A 19,315-nucleotide genomic window follows, 5' to 3' on the forward strand; every position below is an offset into this window, starting at 1 on the left:
GCGGGAGAGGTGTTTAGTCTTCGTTAGGCGCGGCGCGTTTGGGCCAGAGCAGCGACGCCGCGATGGCGCCCAGCAATAGCCCGCCCACCACGCCTAGCGAAACCGGCATAGGTAGCTCCAGGTTAAAATGCTCGCGTAAAAAGTCTTCTGCCAAGAGCTTGCCGCCGATAAAAACCAGTATCAGCGCCAGCCCATAGCTCAAGTAATGAAAGAGTTGCATGAGGCTGGCCAGCGCGAAGTACAAGGCGCGCAGCCCTAGCAGCGCAAACACATTGGAGGTGTACACTACAAACGTGTTGCGCGAAATGGCCAGGATGGCCGGGATGGAATCGGCCGCAAATACCACGTCCGTCGTCTCAATCATGACTAGCACCACCAGCAGGGGGGTAGCAAAGCGCACGCCCTCGCGGTGGGTAAAAAACTTGCCGCCGTCGAGCTGCTTCGTGATGGGCAAGTGCCGACTGAGAAAGCGCACGACGGGGTTGCCATTGGGGTCGATTTCGGGTCCCTCGCCACCGCTCAGCGCCATACGGATGCCGGTGTAAATCAAAAATGCTCCCAGCAGGTAGAGCAGAAAGTGAAACTTGGCCAGCAGTGCCGCCCCCGCCACAATGAAAATGCCCCGCAGCAGCAGCGCCCCCAGCACGCCCCAAAACAAGATGCGGTGTTGGTACTCGGCCGGCACCTTGAAGTAGGTGAAGATTAGCAGAAATACGAATAGGTTGTCTACGCTCAAGGCCTTCTCTACGAGGTAGCCGGCCAGCCATTGCAGGCCGGCTTCGTGGCCCATGGTGCGGTACACGAGGTAGTTGAAGGTCAGCGAAAGCGTAATCCAGAACGCACTCCACCCCAGCGCCTCGCTCAGCTTTATGGCGTGCGTCCGGCGATTAAAGACCAACAGGTCGAGCAGCAATAGCCCGACTACCAGTAGGTTAAATAAAATCCAGAAGAGGGGCGTATTTTCCATCCGGGCGGGGTAGTGGGGCTAGATACGCAAAACCTGGCCCCATGGCGATGCCACCGGCTGGAATTGCCCCACGGCCCTGCCCACGTGCCCGTGCTACTGCGCCGCCTGGGGGGTAGGCAGGCCTTGCAGCGCGGCTGAGGCGTGGGCGCGGCGTGGCGGGTGCACCCAACTGCTCACCTTCATTTGCACCACGCCAAACAGGGCTTCCTTGAAAATGCCTTTCGACATTTTGGACTGCCCGCGGGTGCGGTCGGTGAAGATGATAGGCACTTCCTTGATGCGAAAGCCCAGGCAGTAGGCCAGCCACTTCATCTCAATTTGGAACGCATAGCCCACGAAGTGAATGCGGCTTAGGTTGATGGCGCGCAACACGTCGGCTTTGTAGCACTTAAAGCCCGCCGTGGCATCGTGGATGGGCATGCCCGTGATAAAGCGCACGTACTTGGAGGCAAAATACGACATCAGTACCCGGCTCATGGGCCAGTTTACTACGTTCACGCCGTCGCTGTAGCGCGAGCCCACGGCCAGGTCGTAGCCCTGCACGGCGCAGGCTTCGTAGAGGCGCAGCAGGTCTTGCGGGTTGTGCGAGAAGTCGGCATCCATCTCAAATACATAGCTATAGCCGCGCGCCAACGCCCACCGAAACCCGTAGATGTAGGCCGTGCCGAGGCCTTGCTTGCCGGAACGCTCCTCTAAAAAAAGCCTGCCCTCAAATTCTGGAATAAGCCCGCGCACTATCGCGCCCGTGCCGTCGGGCGAGCCATCGTCAATTATCAGGACGTGGAAATTCTTCGGCACCTTTAATACGGCCCGAATGATAAGCTCCGCATTATCCCGCTCGTTGTACGTCGGAATAAGCACCAATCCGGCGGCCATATTACTCATTACCCGCAAAGATAAGGGTCCGGCTAATAGGGTTGCACAAAGGAGAAGTAGGAATTTAGACTGAGGAATTAAACGGTTAGACCTTTTCAATTATTCCTTCCTCTGCCTAAATTCTTTATTTCCCATGCTGCTTGCCAAATGCCCCTGCTGTAGCGCGGGCGTGCTTCACGCAGTCGGGCACGCTTACGCCGGCCGCCCAGTTGGCTACCGCCACAATGCCCTGCGCCGCCAGCGGGGCCACCGCCGCCCGCGCCGCCGCTAGGTGCGCATCAAACTGCGGAATGCTGCGCGGCCAGTAGTAGCGCCCCTGCCAGCGCGGCGCGGCGCCAATGCCATAGAGTTGCCGCAACTCAGTATCGACGGCTACTAGCTGCGCGGCTGCCGGTTCCTGGGCCTGCCGGGCAAACTGCGTGCCCCCCACAAAGCTGGTAAACAGCACCTGCCCGGCCGGCACTCGGTCGGGGAAAATGGCGCTCGTCCAGATGGCGCCCGCCGCATACGTGCCTTCCACCCGCGGGTGCAGCGCGCCGAAGCCTACCAAGGGGTGCGCCACGGCGGCGCGGTCGTAGGCCGAGTACACGAGCGTCATGGGGGGGTAGCGCACGGCGGCCAGCGCGGTGGCAGCGCCAGGGTGCAGCGGGCGCAGCAGCTCGGCCGCCGCGTAGGTGGGTAGGGCCAGCGCCAGGTGCGAGTAAGTGGCTGGCGGCTGGTTTTGGACGGTCAGTTCATATTGACTGTCAGCCTGCTGGTGAATGGCTAGCACTGAATGCCCGGGGTGATAATGGGTGAGGCGGGCAGCCAGCGCATCGGTGAGGGCCTGCACGCCGCCGCGCAGCGTGATGGTGCGGCGGCGCCCGCTACCCCCCTTTTTTTGGCCCGCCGCGAAGCCGCGCAGCACCGAGCCGTACTGCTGCTCGAGTGCCGCCAGTTGGGGAAACGTGAGCGACAAGAGTAGCTCGGCTGGGTCGCCGGCGTAGATGCCGGCCACAAACGGGTTCACGGCGTAGTTCACTACCTCGGCCCCGAAGTGCCGCTCGAAAAACGCGGCCACCGTCTCGCCCGGCACGGGGGGGGTAGGGCGGTGCAGCAGCTCGCGCAGCAGCCGCAGCTTGGTTTTCCAGCTAAAAAAATTGCTGGCTAGCAGCGCAGGCGGCGAGCCCGGCAGGGCTTGGTACTGCCCTTGCCGCAGCACGTAGCGGTGCTGGCTCACTGGTGCCGCTTCCTGAATGTGGTCGGCCAGGCCCAGCTCGGTTAGTAGCTCACTCAGCTCGGCGCTGAGCAGTAGGGAATTGGGGCCGGCTTCGAGCTGGTAACCTGCTTGGTCGAGCGGCGACAACAAGTTGCCGCCCGGCCGCTCATTTGCCTCAAATAAATCGTAGGCTACCCCCTCTTTTTGTAAGTAGTAAGCCAGCGTGAGCCCGGTAAGGCCGCCGCCGATAATGGCAATGCGCATAGTGTGAAACTGGCAGCCGCCAGCGGTTAGCTGATAGCTTTGTTGTTTATTCCGGCGGCCAGCTAGGCGCCAATTGCTAGTAACTACTCCATGAACCAAGCAGTTTTTCTGGACCGCGATGGCGTGCTTAACGACGAACTCGGCGACTACGTCTGGACGCCCGAGCGCTTTCGCATTTCCGCTGGCGTTCCCGCCAGCCTAGCCCGCCTCAAAGCGGCTGGCTACCACCTCGTTGTGGTCACCAACCAGGCCGGCATTGCCAAGGGCCTCTACACCCGCGCCGATGTGCTAGCCTGCCACGAGCTGTTGCAGCAAGCCTGTGGCTATCAGCTCGATGCGCTGTATTTTTCTGAAAGCCACCCGTCCGTCAGCGAATCCATCTTTCGCAAGCCCGACTCTGGAATGCTTGAAAAAGCTGTGGCCCGCTTCCGCCTCGACCCCGCCCGCTGCTGGATAGTGGGCGACCGTGCCCGCGACCTCGAAGCCGGCGCCCGGCTGGGGGTGCCCGGCATTTTGGTGGGCCACACCGAGCCAGTTAACTACGCCCCCCGCGTGGCTAATTTGGTAGAGGCTACCGACCTGATTTTGAATGGGCTAGTGGCTAGCACAGCTGGCTAAGCACGTTTTTATTCATAAAACGACTCCAAGGCCGCCCGCAGGGTAGGGTATTCAAACGTAAAGCCTTCGCTGAGAACCTTATCGGCGCTCACACGCTGCGAGCCCAGCACGATTTCGCTCATCTCACCCATGGCCAGTTTGAGGCCAAAGGCCGGTACTTTGGGCAGGAGCAGGGGGCGGTGCATAACCTGGGCCAGCGTTTCGGTAAATTGCTTATTTGTAGCTGGTTCGGGGGCCACGGCGTTGTATTCGCCCTGCCAGGCGTCGTGCTCCAGCATCTGCACAAACAGCCGGCATAGGTCGTCGAGATGAATCCAGCTCATGTACTGCCGGCCCGAGCCCAGCAGCGCACCCGCTCCGTAGCGCACCGTTTTGGCAATGGGCACCAGCGCCCCCCCTTCAGGGCTGAGCACGATGCCAATGCGGGGCAGCACCACGCGCGGCCCCAGGCTGCCAATGGCGCGGGCCGCGGCTTCCCATTGCAGCACAACATCAGCCAGAAAGTCGTCGGCAGGTGCCGCTGCCGGCGAGTCCTCGTATAAAATCTCATCGCCCCGGTCGCCATAAATGCCAATGGCCGAGGCCGATAGCAAAGTGCGTACGTGGTGACCGGGCTTAGCCAGTTCGCGGTGCAGCAGCTCCAAGCCATCGAGGCGGCTGCGCAGTATCTCGTGTTTGCGCTCGGGGGTCCACTTGCCTTCGGCCACGCTGCTGCCCGCTAGGTTCACCACGCAGTCGGCGTAGGGCACGGCGGCGGGGTCGATGGTGCCCGCCTGCGGGTCCCAGCCAAAGAGGCGGAACGTGCTAGTTTTCTGCGGTTCGCGGGTCAGCAGCGCCACCTCGTGGCCACCGTCTATGAGCAGGGTAGCCAGCCGTTGGCCAATCATGCCCGTGCCGCCGGTGATGAGAACTCTCATGCAATGAGGAAGGATTAGGGGTGAATAATTAAAGATAAATAATCAATTTGAACGGCATTGCTTAGGCGATTAATCATTACATGCTTACCATTAGCCATTTATCGCTAATTATTCGTCGTTAAGCAGTAAAAGCTATTTGCCAATTTGGCGCAGAAACTCAGCGCGCAGGCCGCTGTCTTCCAAAAACTTGCCGCCGTACTCGCTGGTAATAGTCGAGCTGCTGGTATCGTTCACGCCGCGGCTCATTACGCAAAGATGGTCGGCCTCGATGAGCACGGCTACGTCGGGGGTGCCGAGGCTGTGGCGCAGGTGCTCAGCTACTTGCCGCGTCAGGCGTTCTTGCACCTGGGGCCGGCGGGCATAGTACTGCACCACCCGATTAAGCTTGCTGAGGCCAACTACATGCTTGCCAGGAAGGTAGGCCACGTGCGCTTTGCCAATAATGGGCACAAAGTGGTGCTCGCAGCACGAAAATAGCGTGATGTCGCGCTCTACCAGCAGTTGCTGGTACTGGTAACGATTCTCGAATAGCCGCACCTCGGGCCGGTGCGCAGGGTTGAGGCCCTTAAACCACTCTTGCACAAACATTTTGGCCACACGGTGCGGGGTGCCAGCCAAACTATCATCGGTTAGGTCGAGGCCCAGCTCGTCCATAATCGCGCGGAAGTGGCCAGTGATGGCCGCAATTTTTTCGTCGTCGGGGCGGGCAAACGCGTCGGGGCGCAGGGGCGTGCGCAGGCCCGCCGGCAGGTGCGCATCCGGGTGGTCGGCGTCGCCGGCCGCGGGCGCGGGGGTATTATTCTCCATAGTATTCCACAAAATTACGGTCGGTTTCGTGCAGCGTCACGGCCAGCGCTAGGGTGGGGGGTAGGGCCGCCCGTAGCAGCCGCCAAATAATGACGGCAATGTTCTCGGCCGTGGGGTTTAGCTCCCGAAAATCGTCGGTGTCGAGGTTGAGGTTGCGGTGGTCAAACCGGTTGAGCACCTGCTGCTTAATAATGTCGCTGAGCTGCTTAAGGTCGAAGACGTAGCCCGTTTCGGGGTCAATTTCGCCGGTGAGGCGCACGGTCAGGTCGTAGTTATGGCCGTGGTAGTTGGGGTTGTTGCACTTGCCAAATACCTGCTGGTTGCGGGCATCGTCCCAATGGGGGTTGTGCAGGCGGTGGGCAGCATTGAAGTGCTCGGCACGGCAAATGGTGAGCTGGGGCATAGGGTGGCTAAACTGTAGATGACCAACTTTTGTTGGCCCGGCACAAAAACAGGGTTAATTTGCACTAAACAAATAAAATGCATGCCAAGCGAAAAAAAAGCCTTTTGGGCTGATTCAGTTACGATAAAGCGCTTAAATTTGAGGGACCGGAATTCAATAGCAGTCACTTTTTTCTAGATTTTATCCATTTTCTACCTTTCTACTCCTAGTCATTTACCCTCTATGAACCGAAACATACTATTGGTCCTTTTCCTGTTGCTTGGCGCGCTGCGCGTGTCAGCTCAGCGCTCGCCTGTCGACGAAGCGGACCAGAATATTAATAATATTCCGCGAAAAGGCCAGCGCGTAAGCTTGCAGCTAGACAACAAGCGGGTAGAAACCTCTTGGATAAAGCAGCTAAACGAGCAGTTTCCTGGCAAGGTGAAGAATAACAAGGGTATTATTACGATGGATGGCGTTACCATCGCCGATATTTCGCCTACCCCCGTCCGCATTATTAGCCGCGTCGACCCGCTGCCTACCGGCACGGGCGTGTGGTGGAGCATCGACTTGGGCAATGCCTACCTGGGCCAAGCCTCGACGCCTACCCAGTGGAAAGCCGGCGAGCGCTATCTCAAGAACTTTGCTCGCTCGATGTACCGCGAAGACTTGGTGGCGCAGATTACGGATGCTGAAAAAGCGCTGGTAAACTCGCAAAACAACCACATGGCAGTTATTGCTAAGTCGGATGCTATCAAGAAAGAAATCGAGAAAAACAAGGCGCGCAAGATTGAGATTCAGCAGCAGCTGGCGAACAACGCGGCCGAATTGCAGCAGTACAACAACCAGATTGACACCAACTTGAAGGAGCAGGAAGCTGCCCGCGCCGACATTGTGAACATGCGCGTGGCCCTAGAGTCGGTGAAGGAGCGCATGAGCAAGATTGAGTAGGCAGCTTGCCCGGCTCACGCCAAACCCCGCCGGCTACCGGCGGGGTTTTTTATTGCCCGAAAGCTAACCCCCACGGCCCGGCTTGCGTTGGGGAAGTAGGCGAGCCACTTGGCTGGCCTACCCACCCACTCCTACCCCGACCCATGGAAAAGACCGAAGTTCAACACCAAGTGCATTTGGAAGGCGCCATCAAGCTACTGACCGGCGACCTCACGGAGGAAGCTGGCCGTGCAGGCATCGACAACCAGCTGCAACGCTGGATTGAAGACCTGAAAGCCGCCAACAACCCCGAGTTTCACAAGCTAGTAGTAGACCTGCAAGCCCTGAAGGCCCTGCTGCACGGCGGCACCTACAATGGCGACCAAGTGGGCCGCTTGCTGCACCACCTGGGCAACGAAACCGCCCGCGTAGCGCATTTTTCAGACGGCAACACGCGTACGCACGTCGAGAAGCTGAGCGCCGCGCTGCTTGCCGCTGCTGGCCAGCTACAAGGCTCGGATACTACCCCCGAGCAAGATTTGAAAAACAATAACCGCGGCATAGACCAGTCGGCCTAATTGCCAAATGCTACCCGTTGCGGCGGGCTGCAAAGAGGTATTGCCTAGCCCCAAGGGGGTAGGGCAATACCTCTTTTTGCTTGGCTTGAAAAGCAGGGGGTAGGGCCAGTAATTCAGTAAGAAACAGCGTCTGGCGTATAAATAGCCGTAGCAGAAGCCTTCAGTTAAGTAGTTATTTCATGCGATTATTTGTGTGTGCTGCCTTGCCCGCTGCGGCCCGCGCGCAGCTTGAGCAAGGATTACCGGCCGGAGTAGAAGCGGTATATGGCCACGATTTACCCGCGGCGCAGCAAGCGGCCGAGTTTCAGCGGGCTGAAGTGTTATTTGGTAATCCTCCGCGCGAATGGCTGGCAGCTGGCAGCCCGCCTAACCTCCGGCTGTGGCAAATCGACTCGGCGGGTTTTGACCGCTACCAGGGCTTGGCGGTGGCCGCGCTGGTGGCTAATATGGGCGACTACTTTGCCTGGCCCTGCGCCGAAACGATGGTGGCGGGCCTGCTGGCCCTGTACCGCTGCCTGCCCGAACTCGTGCACCTGCAAGCCGAACAGCGCTGGGTAGGGGCGCCCATTCGAGCACGCACAGGCTTGCTGCGCGGAGCGGGTCGTGGTTTTGGGCGCGGGCGCCATTGCGCAAGCCGTACAGCAGCAGCTGAGTGGGTTTGGGTGCCAGGTGCAGCTGCTAGCGCGCACCGCCCCGCAGGCCCAGCTGCACTCGCGCGAGGAGCTGGCAGCAGCGCTGCCCCAGACGGATATCGTCGTCAATTGCCTGCCGGGTAGTGCCGTGGGCTTTTTTTCGGCCGACTTGCTCGCGGCCCTACCCCCCGGTAGCCTCTACGCCAGCGTGGGCCGCGGCACTACCACCGACGAGCCGGCGCTGGTAGCGGCCTTGCAGGCGGGCCGCCTGGGCGGGGCGGTGCTCGACGTGACAGCCGCCGAGCCCTTGCCGCCCGGCCACCCGCTCTGGACGCTGCCCAACGTCTTGCTTACGCAGCACACTGGCGGCGGCCAGCCCCACGAGGCCGAGGGCAAAGTGGCTCAGCTGCTACGCAATTTGCAGCTGCTCCAGGCTGGCCAACCATTGGAAAACCAAGTAGAACTAGGAAAGGGCTATTGAATTAGTAAGCAATGAACATTTTTTTGCTCACTGCTCACTGCTCACTGCTCACTGCCAATTGCTTAGCTGGCTGGCGTAGTAGCTCGGCGGCTTCTTCATCGGTGAGGACGCGGGCCTCCGAAGCGCCGTCGGGGAAGATGAGGCGGGCCGCTGCTTGGCGCAGCTCGTCGAGGCGGCCAAGGGCATCGGCCACAGTAGGGTTGGCTTCGAGGCGTGCGAGCAAGCCGCTGGCGCGCGCAGCTTGAAACAGTTTTTCGAGCACAAACGGCAGCACCCAGCCCGCGATATTGGTCATGAAAGCCCCGCGCAGGCCAATGCGCAGCAGCAGGCGGGCCGCCATGCGCTCGAGCAAGAGGGCGCGGGCGGCGGGCAGCGCTTTATCAGCCAGAAAATCAGCTACCAGCCGGGCGTGGCCATTCTGAATTTCGGCCCGTAGCACATCCTGCACCGAGTCGAGGGTGCGCTGGGCCAGCTGCCGGAATAGCCGACCCGTTTGCCAAGCGCGCAAGCCGGTTTGGCGCGCGGCCGTAAGTACCTGGCCCGGCAAGCCCGTAGGCAAAGAAAAATATTTCATAGGGAAGCAAGCGCAGTGGCTAGCCCTGATACGGCCGCGCCAACCGAGTGGGTGCGCCGCCGGCTAAAACCAGGTGTATTGCCGGATAAATCGAGAAAATTAAGTGTGTAAATAGCTGTTTTAAAGCTACGTAAAAAAATGAACGCTGCTGCCTAAGCCGCACTGCCAACCGAGCAGAAACCCACGCCTGGGTTTTGATGTTGTGAGGAAGCGTTGCTAAAAAGTACGCTGCTAACTCCTTTTTTTGAGGGTAAGGCGCTATTTATACGCCAGTGCTGTAACTGGCTTTTTTCTTCAAATGTCTGACTTATTACTCGATATAAACCTACAACAAGTGCCTGATGACTACCTGGCCGGCTCTTGGCGGGTGGCGCACCGGGTAATCAACCGCGCCGACCCGGCTAGCCCCTTGGCGCAGGCTACCGCTTTGGTAATGAGCGACCAGCAGTTGGAGCTGCAAGCGCCCACGCGTAGCGAAACGGGCAGCTGGACCGTGCAGCGCGACGAACTCCTCAACCGCCCCTACCTGCGCCTGAGTTTCCCGGCTGAAGAGCTGCGCGCCCTCGTCACGCGCCTGCGCCGCACGACTGATGGCGCACGTAGCCAGCTGAATTTGTATTTTAGCTCGGGGCTGGAAATGCAGCTCGACCGCCCGTAGCTTTTTAATCTTTAGAGCTTTCACTCGCCCTGTTTCTGCCCTCGTGATTACTTCTGATGCCGCTCCTGTCTCGCCTACCAAAGCCGAAGAAGAGTTTCGCTTTCTAGCCGATTTTATCCCGCAGCTGGTTTGGATAACTGACCCCACCGGGTTTCATACCTACTTCAACCAGCGTTGGATTGACTACACTGGCTACACGCTGGCCGATAGTATTGGGCCCGATATGTGGAACAACCTGCTGCACCCCGACGACCAGGCGCGGGCCCGGCAGGTATGGGGCCATTCGCTGGCAACCGGCGATACCTACGAAATCGAGTACCGCTTCAAGTCGAAAAAAGGCGACTACCGGTGGTTTTTGGGCCAGGCCCTACCCCTGTACAACGAGGCGGGCGATATCGTGACGTGGTTTGGTACTTGCACCGACATTCACGACCAGAAACTGGCTAATGAAGCGCTGGCTGAGCGCGAAGCTGAATTTGTGACGCTGGCCGACAACATGGCCCAGCTTTCGTGGATGGCCCGCCCCGATGGCCATATTTATTGGTACAACAAGCGCTGGTTTGACTACACCGGCACCACGCTGCCCGAAATGGAAGGCTGGGGCTGGGAAAAAGTGCACCACCCCGATTTTATTAAATCGGTAGTGGAGTTTGTGGGCAAAGCCTGGGCAACCGGCCAGGCCTGGGAGCTCACGTTTCCGCTGCGCGGCCACGATGGCGAATACCGCTGGTTTCTAACCCGCGCCGTGCCCGTCCGCAATGAGGGGGGTAGCCTCGTGCGCTGGCTGGGCACCAACACCGATGTGACCGAGATGCGCCAGCTGCAAGAGCAGCTACAAAACTCCTATGCCGACCTCGAAGCCAAGGTGACCTTCCGCAACCTCGACCTGGAGCACCAAGTGCGGCAGCTCCGGCAGCAGCTAGCGCAGCGCTAGGCGCGGGGCCCCGGTAGCAATTCAAACAAAAAAGCCGGCGATGAGCCGGCTTTTTTGTTGTCCTGAAAGCGGGGGGTAGGACCTCTACGCTTTCTTCCACTTAATGCCGCAGCCGATGGCTTGGGTGGCGCTGGTAGTGGCGGGGCGTCCGGCTATGATGTCGGTCATGGCGTTTTCGAGGTATTTGGTTTTCACCAACTTGGCATCTTCCGAGTTGTCGTCGATAGCCCCGATGTACGACACTACAAAACCGGTTCCTTCGCGTTTCAGCACGTAGAGGTGCGGCGTGCGGGTAGCCCCGTAAGTGCGCGCTACTTGCTGGGTTTCATCCTGCAAATACGGAAAGGGATACTTGTGTGCCTTTGCCAGCGCCTGCATGGCAGCGTATGAGTCGCCGGGCGCGCTGGCCGCATCGTTGGGGTTGATGGCAATGACGGGGTAGCCCTGCGGCGCATACTGCTGGTGCAGCGCAATAATGCGGCTTTCGTAGCCCTTGGCAAACGGGCAGGTGTTGCAAGTAAACACCACGATGTAGCCCTTGGCAGCCGGGTTGCTGGCGAGCGACACTAACTGGCCATCCACATTTTTGAGGTGGAAATCGGCGGCTTTATCGCCTACTTTATAACCGGCGGCGGTGGGGCGCAGCGCAAAGCTGCTGAGCAGTGCCACGCACAAAGCGAGCAGCGGGAGAAGCTTTTTCATGGGGGTAGGGGAAGCGGTGTAGGTTAAGGAACGAGGAATTTTTGCAGAGCGGCCGTCAGCTCGGGCGCCGTAAGGGGCTGCTCGAACGTGGCACGCCGCCGCGTTTTATTATTAACAATCAGCGTGAACGGAATGGAGCCCGACCATCGCGCATCAATTTTAGTGAGCCAGGTATTGGGGTCGGTTTCATCGAGCAGCACCACTTCCGATTGAAGGCCGCGCTTTTGAATGAAAGGCCGCACTTTTTTATCAAGCTGCGAGGCGTAGTCGAGGCTTACCAGCAAAAACTTGACTTTCTGCTTGGTAGTGGCCGCGCGCACCTTCTCGAAGCCAGGCATTTCCTGCACGCACGGCCCGCACCAGGTAGCCCAAAAGTTGACCACGTAGGTGGTATCGGTGGGGCGGGCCAGGCGTTGTTGCAGCTCGGGCAGTTTAAGCACAGCCACCCGCTGCGCCTGGCCGGCGTGCGCCGCCAGCAGCAAGCCGGCACTCAGGCCAAAAGTTTTTAGAAGCGACATACGAAAACAGGTATTTACCACAGACAAGCAAGCTAGGCAAGAAGTTGCCCCGGCGGCTAGTGCCCCAAGCGCCTAGCGTACCTTTGTGCCGGGCGGCAACTTTCGCTTGCCGGCCCTAGTTTTTAGCGCGATGAACAAGACCTATTGCCCCAGCCTAACCGAGTATAAGCGCCGCGTGGCGCGGGTAGTAAATATTGGCGGCGTGCCCATGGGCGGCGATTACCCCATTCGGGTGCAAAGCATGACCACCGTGGACACGATGGATACGCTCGGCTCGGTGGAACAGACGCTGCGCATGGTGGAAGCCGGCTGCGAGTACGTGCGCATTACGGCGCCCAGCGTGAAGGAGGCCCAGAACCTGCTGGAAATCAGGAAGGAGCTGCGCAAGCGCGGCTGCAACGTGCCGCTCATCGCCGACATTCACTTCACGCCCAATGCCGCCGAACTGGCCGCCCGCATTGTGGAGAAAGTGCGCGTGAACCCCGGCAACTACGCCGATAAGAAGAAGTTTGAAGAAATCGAGTACACCGACAGCAGCTACGCCGCTGAGGTCGAGCGCATTCGGGCGCGCTTCCGGCCACTGGTGCAGATATGCAAGCAGTACGGCACGGCCATGCGCATCGGCACCAACCACGGCTCGCTCTCGGACCGCATTTTGAGCCGCTACGGCGACACGCCGCTCGGCATGGTAGAGTCGGCGCTGGAGTTTTTGCGCCTCTGCGAGGAAGAAAATTATTACGACGTGGTGCTGAGCATGAAGGCCAGCAACACCCAGGTGATGGTGCAGGCTTACCGCCTGCTGGTGCAAAAGCTCGACGAGGAAGGCCTCCAGCCCTACCCCCTCCACCTGGGCGTAACCGAAGCCGGCGAGGCCGAAGACGGCCGCATCAAGAGCGCCGTGGGCATCGGCACGCTGCTCGAAGATGGCCTCGGCGACACCGTGCGGGTGTCGCTCACCGAGGCGCCGGAGGCGGAAGCGCCGGTGGCGCGCATGCTCATCAGCCGCTACGTGGACCGCGCCGCGCTGGCCCAGCCCATCCGGCCGCTGGTGGGCGAGGAGCCGCTCCATCCGTTCCAATACCTGCGCCGCCCTACGCACGAAGTTCTGAACTTTGGCGGGCTGAACGTGCCCCGCGTTATCGTGGATTTGGCCCGGCTACCGCAGCTCGAATATGCTGACCTGCGCGCCGCTGGGCATTTGTATTCGCCGTTTCTTGATAAGTTTCAGATGTCGGACCAAGGCGCCGACTACATCTATACCGGCGAGCGACCGGTGGCTTTTATGCTGCCCAATGGCCTGAAGGAAATCGTGAATTTCCGCGCCTGGGTCGATGCCGGTCGTCGGTCGCATCACTACCCCATCATGACGGCCGACCGCTACATGGAGGAAGAGGTGCTGCACCCGCAGCTGAATTTCCTGATGCTCAGCCTCGATACGCTGGACGCGGCGCTGCTGCGCCGCCTGCGCGCCGACCTGACGGTGGTGCCAGTGATAGCTGCCACCAATGCTCACGCCATGCCCGAGCTGCGTCGGTTGTTTTTCGAGCTGATTACGAATGAGATACACTGCCCGGTTATTATTAATCGCGCCTACCCCGACCAACCCCTGGAGCAAACCCAGCTCGACGCCGCCACTGATATTGGGGGCTTGCTCATCGACGGCCTCGGCGATGGGGTAGGGCTCGATACTTCGGCCCTGGCGCCGCGCTCGCAGCAGGCGTGGCTCGATACTTTGGCCACGCTCAACCAGTTGAGCTTCGGTATCTTACAAGCAGCGCGCACCCGCATGAGCAAGACCGAATACATCAGCTGCCCCAGCTGTGGCCGCACCTTGTTCGACTTGCAGGAAACCACGGCCATGATTCGCAAGCGCACCGACCACCTCAAGGGCATTAAAATCGGTATCATGGGCTGCATCGTGAACGGCCCCGGCGAAATGGCCGACGCCGACTACGGCTATGTGGGGGTAGGGAAGGGCAAAATTGCCCTCTACCGCGGCCAGGACGTCATCAAAAAAGCCGTGCCTGAAGAGCGCGCTGTGGATGAGCTCATCGAGCTTATGCGCGAGGATGGCAAGTGGATTGAGAAGGAATTGGTAGACGAACCAATGGGGGTGTAAGTGCAGCTCTTTATAGTAACCAGATGCGATTATCCATGAATTAGTCTTAGGCCTTCATTCCAAAACAAGCCTTTGCCGCGAACTGCGGCTTAGTGGCCTTCGGCGATTACAGAGAATGCCAACTACTTACACTTCTCTTTGCGCCGGGTGTCGATGATATGGGCGATTTTCCAACCGTCGGCTAGTTTCACTAGCTGAAACGAGTCGTAGCCGCAGTGGCTGAATTTGTTGCCCAGGTAAAACTCGTATGGCGCCCACACGCTGGCCAGGTTGGCGTCAAGTAGCACGCGCTCGAATTGCACCCGCTCGTCCCACATTTCGGGGTGAGGCGTGCCGACTGCTTTTAAAAAGCTGGTGATGCTTTCCGTTTGCAAGGCAGGCGGCTGGCCAGGCTTGCTGCCGATGCCGTGGAATACGGCCCCCGGTGCCAATGTGCGGCGCACCAGGGTGCTATCACCCCGCCGCATCCCGTCAAAAAATGCGTTGACAGTTTGCTTTACGGCCTCCGTTTCGGGCGCTGCTTTTTGGGCCAGGGCGGAATGGGTGCCGGCTACCAGCGCTAAGAGTAGAAAGTAGATTTTCATGCAGATGGAAAGGGTAAGGGCGTAAAGGCAACGGACTCACCGGCAGGTTGCGTAGCAAGCAGCGCAAGAGCCTACCGTAGCTTTGCCAGCTATGAACCCCATTGCTGCTCCTTGCACGCTAGCTGCTCAGTTGGTGGCCGACGGCCACGCCACCCTGCCGATGCTATATACTCCGGCCGAGGTGACGGCGCTGCTTGCGTGTATCGAAAGCGCACCCGCGGCCGGTCCTAATTTCCGCCGCAGCCAAGACGTGTTTGCCATCCGCAATGTGCTGGGGGAGATTCCGGCGCTATGGCCGCTGCTGGCTACCCCGGCGCTGCGCGAGGTGCTAAGCGCGTTATTGCCGGTGGGCGGCCACCTCACCAAGGCCATTTACTTCGATAAGCCCGCCCAGTCGAACTGGTTAGTGGCCTGGCACCAAGATTTGATGATAAATGTAGACCGCCGCGCCGACTTGCCGGGCTTCGGGCCCTGGACTATCAAGGCCGATTGGGTAGCGGTGCTCGAAAATACCTATACCATCCGGCTGCACCTCGACGACTGCGACGCCACCAACGGCGCGCTCAAGGTAGTACCTGGCTCGCACCAACGCGGGGTGGTACCTCCCGAAACCATTGCCGATTTCACGGCTACCCCTACCGTGTGTGCCGTGCCGGCTGGCGGCGCCATGCTCATGAAGCCGCTGTTGCTGCACGCCTCCAACCGCAGCACCAGCACCCGGCCGCGCCGGGTAATTCACCTAGAATTTTCGGCCGAAGAACTGCCCGCTGGGCTGGCGTGGCGCGAGCGTCGGCCAGTAGTGGTGGGGTAGGCTTAGCTGAGCTAGGCAGAATCCCTACCCCCTTACGAGCGCTCTTGCCCTACTAGCGGCAGTGCCGCGGCCGGCGCTGGCTGCTTGCTTTCGGGCACCGAGTGGCCTTGCAAGGCTAGCTGGTGGCGGGCTTCGTCAAATTCGCCTTCACTTTTGGCGATAACCAGCGTGGCCACCCCGTTGCTAATGACGTTGGTGATGGCCCGCGCTTCGCTCATGAAGCGGTCGACGCCCAGCAGCAGCGCCACGCTCTCGACCGGAATAGCCTTGGTGGCCGCCAGCGTAGAGGCCAGCACAATAAAGCCCGAACCCGTGACACCCGCCGCGCCCTTGCTCGTGACCACCAGAATGGCAATCAGCGTGAGTTGCTGCGTAAGCGAGAGCGGCACGTTAAAGGCCTGTGCCAGAAATATAACCGAGATAGAAAGGTAAATGGAGGTGCCATCGAGGTTGAACGAGTAGCCGGTAGGAATAACCAGGCCCGCCACCGACCGCGAGCAGCCGTAGCGCTCCAGCTTATCAATCATGCGGGGTAGGGCCGACTCGGAAGACGAGGTGCCGAGCACCAGTAAAATCTCCTCCTTAATGAAGCTCAGGTACGGCCCTAGCCGCAGCTTGTAGGCGCGCAAAATGAGGTTTAACACCCCGAAAATGAACAAGAACATGGTGGCATATACCACTAGCATAAGCTTGCCGAGCGGCAGCAGGGTAGCAATGCCGTACTTGCCAATGGTGAAGGCCATGCCGCCAAACGCACCAATCGGGGCCAGCTTCATGACCAGGGCCAGCACCCCAAACATGGCGTGCGACAGCCGGTCGAAGGTCTTGACCAGCGGCTGCGCATAGTCGCCCATGCGGTTGAGCGCCAGCCCAAACAGCACCGAAAACAGCAGCACTTGCAAGATGTCGCCCTTGGCAAAAGCGCCCACCACATTATCGGGCACGATGTGGGTGAAGAATTCTACCCAATTCATTTCGCCGGCCTGCGAGGTGAACTTGGCGGCTTCGGCCGTCTGCTTGCTGTCGCGCAGCACAGCCTGAGCCGTGGCCTGCACGCCCGCGCCGGGCTGGCTGAGGTTGGCCACCACCACGCCGAGGCCCAGCGCCAGCGTCGTCACTATCTCAAAGTACAGGAGCGCTTTGCCGCCTACCCGGCCTACTTTTTTGAGGCTGCCCATGCCCGCAATTCCCAGCACTACCGTGAGGAAAATGATGGGCGCAATCAGCATTTTTATGAGGCTGATAAACGTATCGGCTACCGGCTTGAGGGCCGCGCCAAAAGCCGGAAATAGCCCGCCCACGAGCACGCCCAGCGCAATGGCTGTTAGCACCTGCACGGTCAGGTTAGAAAATAAGCGTTTCATGGGGCAAGGAAAGTAGCGGGGAAAAGTAGCAGCGCGCCACCCCACCGTGGCAGCGCTCCGGCGCCAAACAGTTGGTGGTGGGCCGAGCTAGCCGGGTAAGGCTTGCAACCAGCAAGATGGGTACGGCAGCGCTTAAGCAGGGTGGGAGGGGGTAGGGCAGCTGGCCGCGCCAACCCTTGAGCTGGCCACAAAGCTATTCAGAACCTGCTGTTGGCGGCCGCCGCGCCGCGCCCATTTGCTTGGCAGAATAGGCGGATAAATCCCGCATTTCGACAATCTTTCTAGCGCCGCTGGTGTTATCTTGCCACACCCATCTTACAGTAGATATGAACGGCAAGAACCTTTTTAACTTCGGCCCGGCCTTCGGTTATTTCTTCCGCAAAGCCGACCCTGACCGCAAAACCAATTTCAACCTGCGCACCATGCACTTCATCAATAAGCTGAGCATGGCGATGTTTTTGGTCGGTTTGGGCGTCCTGCTCTACCGGTGGTTTCTCCGCTAAGCAGGGGTAGGAAATGAATATCGAAGACTTCCGCGACTTCTGCCTGTCTCTGCCCGGCACCATCGAGGAAACACCTTTCGGCCCTGATACGCTAGTTTTTAAGGTGGGCGGCAAAATATTTGCTCTCACCGATTTACGTGCATTTGGCAGCATCAACCTCAAGTGCGAACCTGAGCAGGCTGCCGAATTGCGCGAGCGCTACGAGTACGTTCTGCCCGGTTTCCACATGAATAAAAAACATTGGAATACGGTGCTCATCGGCACCGGCGCTAGCCAGGCCCAACTGAAGCAGTGGATTACCGATTCATATCAGCTTATTGTGGCAGCTTTGCCCAAAGCCATGCGCGCCGAATTAGCGCAAGCTGCTGAATAAGCGCTTACTTAAGATGCAGATTAGCAGCCGATTTTCAGTAGCTGTGCACGTGCTGACGCTGCTGGCCGTGACGCCGCCGGGCGAACTCCTTACCTCCGACCGCATGGCGGGCAGCGTCAACACCAACCCGGTGATAATTCGGCGCATCCTGGGCCAGCTCAAAAAAGCGGGCCTGGTAGAAGTGCGCGCCGCGGCGGGCGGCACTTACCTGCGCCGCGCCCCCGCTGCTATCTCGCTCCTCGATGTCTACCGGGCGGTAGAAGTGGTTGATAACCGTTTGTTTAGCATGCACGATAAGCCTAACCCCAAGTGCCCCGTGGGCCGCACCATCCAAGCTGCCTTGGAGGACACCCTCACGCGCGCCCAAACAGCGCTGGAGCAGCAACTGGCCGCCGTAAGCGTGGCCCAAGTGGCGGCCGGTACGGGAGAACTGGTGGGCTAAGAATTTTTTTGTCTCGCATTGTAACTGGTATTGTTACAATAAAGATTGCTGTCCCTACATTTGCGCTCGCTACCCCCCTCATTGGCCAAAGGGTAACCTCAAAAATCAACTCATCCTTATCTACTCATGAAAATTGCTCTTATCGGTGCCACTGGCTTTGTTGGCTCCCGGCTGCTGCACGAAGCGCTAACCCGCGGCCACCACGTAACGGCTATTGTGCGAGACCCGGCCAAACTGACCGAACAGTCTGACCAACTGACGGTTGTAACCGGTGACGTGAACAACCCCACCCAACTAGCCGAGCAGCTCGCTGGCCACGACGTGGTACTCAACGCCTTTAATGCCGGCTGGACGAATCCCAACCTATACCATGATTTCCTGGCCGGCTCGCGGGCCATTGAAAAGGCCACCGCACAAGCCGGCGTGCCGCGTTTGTTCGTGATTGGAGGGGCCGGCAGCCTCTTTATCAACGGCCAGCAATTGGTTGATGGGCCGCAATTTCCAGCCAATATTAAGCCCGGTGCCACGGCCGCCCGCGATTATCTCACCGAGCTAAAGACCAACCAAGAATTGGACTGGACGTTCTTCAGCCCGGCCATTGAGATGCACCCCGGCATCGATACCGGCCGCACCGGCCATTACCGCCTTGGCACCGAAAACCCGGTATTCAACGCCGAAGGGCGGAGTATTTTGTCGGGCGAAGATTTGGCCGTAGTAGTGCTTGACGAACTGGAGCAACCGCACTATAACCGCCAGCGCTTCACGGCAGCCTACTAGGTTAGGGGTGAGGCGAATAAATTTTACTACCCCCCTCTCCGAAAGCGAGATTGCCTACTACAAAGGCAGCCGCTTTTGGGGAGGGGGGTAGGTTGTTAATAGCCAATTGGCAAGCGATTATGCTGCTGAGCTAATAGAAAATCAGGATAGGACATTTAGCAGAATAGTGATGAAGATTATAAAATCAGTTTAATTATTTAATGCGCCTAAAGTAGCCTTAAATGAGAGGAAAGTAATAGTTTTGTGAACTATTTCGATAATCCACCTCTAATAGCTTCAGCATGAAAACTTCTTTACTTCGTTACA

The 19,315-nt window shown here is 59.1% G+C and carries 23 protein-coding genes; 12 read left to right on the forward strand and 11 right to left on the reverse strand.

What is annotated here, in order from left to right:
* Window positions 1-13: 13 nt before the first annotated feature.
* The 3 genes from GO988_RS12665 to hemG form a co-directional block, all read right to left on the reverse strand.
* Window positions 14-967: a TerC family protein gene (locus tag GO988_RS12665; protein WP_157565981.1), complete on the reverse strand. Its 954-nt coding sequence runs from the start codon at window positions 965-967 to the stop codon at window positions 14-16.
* Between the two features lie 93 nt (window positions 968-1,060).
* On the reverse strand, window positions 1,061-1,843 hold the full coding sequence (locus GO988_RS12670) for a polyprenol monophosphomannose synthase (protein WP_157567279.1): 783 nt from the start codon (window positions 1,841-1,843) through the stop codon (window positions 1,061-1,063).
* A gap of 124 nt (window positions 1,844-1,967) precedes the next feature.
* On the reverse strand, window positions 1,968-3,305 hold the full coding sequence (gene hemG / locus GO988_RS12675) for a protoporphyrinogen oxidase (RefSeq protein WP_157565983.1): 1,338 nt from the start codon (window positions 3,303-3,305) through the stop codon (window positions 1,968-1,970).
* Window positions 3,306-3,395: 90 nt separating this feature from the next.
* On the opposite strand from hemG, the gene GO988_RS12680 reads away from it, so the two are divergent.
* A complete protein-coding gene (locus GO988_RS12680) occupies window positions 3,396-3,923 on the forward strand; it encodes a D-glycero-alpha-D-manno-heptose-1,7-bisphosphate 7-phosphatase (RefSeq protein WP_157565986.1) in 528 nt (175 codons plus the stop codon).
* Between the two features lie 8 nt (window positions 3,924-3,931).
* On the opposite strand, the gene GO988_RS12685 is transcribed toward GO988_RS12680, so the two are convergent.
* From GO988_RS12685 to GO988_RS12695, 3 genes are all read right to left on the reverse strand, one after another.
* On the reverse strand, window positions 3,932-4,840 hold the full coding sequence (locus GO988_RS12685; protein WP_157565988.1) for a TIGR01777 family oxidoreductase: 909 nt from the start codon (window positions 4,838-4,840) through the stop codon (window positions 3,932-3,934).
* A gap of 132 nt (window positions 4,841-4,972) precedes the next feature.
* A complete protein-coding gene (gene folE, locus GO988_RS12690; RefSeq protein WP_157565989.1) occupies window positions 4,973-5,647 on the reverse strand; it encodes a GTP cyclohydrolase I FolE in 675 nt (224 codons plus the stop codon).
* The gene (locus tag GO988_RS12695) at window positions 5,637-6,050 is read right to left on the reverse strand and encodes a 6-pyruvoyl trahydropterin synthase family protein (protein ID WP_157565991.1); all 414 of its coding nucleotides are present in this window, start codon (window positions 6,048-6,050) and stop codon (window positions 5,637-5,639) included. Before GO988_RS12695 ends, folE begins: the two co-directional genes overlap by 11 nt.
* Before the next feature lie 222 nt (window positions 6,051-6,272).
* Here GO988_RS12695 and GO988_RS12700 point away from each other — a divergent pair, with 222 nt between their 5' ends.
* The 3 genes from GO988_RS12700 (at window position 6,273) to GO988_RS24615 (ending at window position 8,650) form a co-directional block, all read left to right on the forward strand.
* Complete coding sequence (locus tag GO988_RS12700) at window positions 6,273-6,980, forward strand: hypothetical protein (protein WP_157565994.1); 708 nt, start codon at window positions 6,273-6,275, stop codon at window positions 6,978-6,980.
* Between the two features lie 143 nt (window positions 6,981-7,123).
* Window positions 7,124-7,537: a hypothetical protein gene (locus GO988_RS12705; protein WP_157565995.1), complete on the forward strand. Its 414-nt coding sequence runs from the start codon at window positions 7,124-7,126 to the stop codon at window positions 7,535-7,537.
* Window positions 7,538-8,140: 603 nt separating this feature from the next.
* The gene (locus GO988_RS24615) at window positions 8,141-8,650 is read left to right on the forward strand and encodes an NAD(P)-dependent oxidoreductase (protein ID WP_317164859.1); all 510 of its coding nucleotides are present in this window, start codon (window positions 8,141-8,143) and stop codon (window positions 8,648-8,650) included.
* 34 nt (window positions 8,651-8,684) lie between these two features.
* Here the strand turns inward: GO988_RS24615 and GO988_RS12715 are convergent, their stop codons facing one another.
* Entirely contained in the window at window positions 8,685-9,224 is a 540-nt protein-coding gene (locus GO988_RS12715; RefSeq protein WP_157565998.1) for a hypothetical protein, read from the reverse strand.
* Window positions 9,225-9,522: 298 nt separating this feature from the next.
* Between GO988_RS12715 and GO988_RS12720 the strand changes: the two genes are divergently transcribed.
* Window positions 9,523-9,882 carry a hypothetical protein gene (locus GO988_RS12720; RefSeq protein ID WP_157566000.1) on the forward strand — a complete coding sequence of 120 codons (360 nt, stop codon included), beginning with the start codon at window positions 9,523-9,525 and terminating at the stop codon, window positions 9,880-9,882.
* 43 nt (window positions 9,883-9,925) lie between these two features.
* Window positions 9,926-10,816, forward strand: coding sequence for a PAS domain-containing protein (locus GO988_RS24620; RefSeq protein WP_157566002.1), 891 nt, complete (start codon window positions 9,926-9,928; stop codon window positions 10,814-10,816).
* An 84-nt stretch (window positions 10,817-10,900) separates the two neighbouring features.
* On the opposite strand, the gene GO988_RS12730 is transcribed toward GO988_RS24620, so the two are convergent.
* Both GO988_RS12730 and GO988_RS12735 read right to left on the reverse strand, forming a co-directional pair.
* Window positions 10,901-11,518: a thioredoxin family protein gene (locus GO988_RS12730; protein WP_157566004.1), complete on the reverse strand. Its 618-nt coding sequence runs from the start codon at window positions 11,516-11,518 to the stop codon at window positions 10,901-10,903.
* 23 nt (window positions 11,519-11,541) lie between these two features.
* Window positions 11,542-12,036 (reverse strand): TlpA disulfide reductase family protein, encoded by a 495-nt coding sequence (locus tag GO988_RS12735; protein ID WP_157566006.1) that lies wholly within the window; start codon window positions 12,034-12,036, stop codon window positions 11,542-11,544.
* A 130-nt stretch (window positions 12,037-12,166) separates the two neighbouring features.
* Here GO988_RS12735 and ispG point away from each other — a divergent pair, with 130 nt between their 5' ends.
* Window positions 12,167-14,155 carry a (E)-4-hydroxy-3-methylbut-2-enyl-diphosphate synthase gene (gene ispG / locus GO988_RS12740; protein ID WP_157566009.1) on the forward strand — a complete coding sequence of 663 codons (1,989 nt, stop codon included), beginning with the start codon at window positions 12,167-12,169 and terminating at the stop codon, window positions 14,153-14,155.
* Window positions 14,156-14,277: 122 nt separating this feature from the next.
* Here the strand turns inward: ispG and GO988_RS12745 are convergent, their stop codons facing one another.
* On the reverse strand, window positions 14,278-14,739 hold the full coding sequence (locus tag GO988_RS12745; protein ID WP_157566011.1) for a nuclear transport factor 2 family protein: 462 nt from the start codon (window positions 14,737-14,739) through the stop codon (window positions 14,278-14,280).
* Between the two features lie 91 nt (window positions 14,740-14,830).
* Here GO988_RS12745 and GO988_RS12750 point away from each other — a divergent pair, with 91 nt between their 5' ends.
* Window positions 14,831-15,550 (forward strand): phytanoyl-CoA dioxygenase family protein, encoded by a 720-nt coding sequence (locus tag GO988_RS12750; protein ID WP_157566013.1) that lies wholly within the window; start codon window positions 14,831-14,833, stop codon window positions 15,548-15,550.
* 32 nt (window positions 15,551-15,582) lie between these two features.
* Here the strand turns inward: GO988_RS12750 and GO988_RS12755 are convergent, their stop codons facing one another.
* Window positions 15,583-16,914, reverse strand: a complete 1,332-nt coding sequence (locus tag GO988_RS12755; protein WP_157566015.1) for a dicarboxylate/amino acid:cation symporter — start codon at window positions 16,912-16,914, stop codon at window positions 15,583-15,585.
* Between the two features lie 326 nt (window positions 16,915-17,240).
* On the opposite strand from GO988_RS12755, the gene GO988_RS23770 reads away from it, so the two are divergent.
* From GO988_RS23770 to GO988_RS12770, 4 genes are all read left to right on the forward strand, one after another.
* A complete protein-coding gene (locus GO988_RS23770) occupies window positions 17,241-17,417 on the forward strand; it encodes a DUF6728 family protein (protein ID WP_198172701.1) in 177 nt (58 codons plus the stop codon).
* Between the two features lie 13 nt (window positions 17,418-17,430).
* Window positions 17,431-17,790 carry an MmcQ/YjbR family DNA-binding protein gene (locus tag GO988_RS12760; protein ID WP_157566017.1) on the forward strand — a complete coding sequence of 120 codons (360 nt, stop codon included), beginning with the start codon at window positions 17,431-17,433 and terminating at the stop codon, window positions 17,788-17,790.
* Between the two features lie 13 nt (window positions 17,791-17,803).
* The gene (locus GO988_RS12765; protein WP_157566019.1) at window positions 17,804-18,232 is read left to right on the forward strand and encodes an Rrf2 family transcriptional regulator; all 429 of its coding nucleotides are present in this window, start codon (window positions 17,804-17,806) and stop codon (window positions 18,230-18,232) included.
* A 126-nt stretch (window positions 18,233-18,358) separates the two neighbouring features.
* Window positions 18,359-19,009 (forward strand): NAD(P)-dependent oxidoreductase, encoded by a 651-nt coding sequence (locus GO988_RS12770; RefSeq protein ID WP_157566020.1) that lies wholly within the window; start codon window positions 18,359-18,361, stop codon window positions 19,007-19,009.
* Window positions 19,010-19,315: the final 306 nt, after the last annotated feature.

Source organism: Hymenobacter ginkgonis (assembly GCF_009755225.1).
Classification (GTDB): Bacteria; Bacteroidota; Bacteroidia; order Cytophagales; family Hymenobacteraceae; genus Hymenobacter; species Hymenobacter ginkgonis.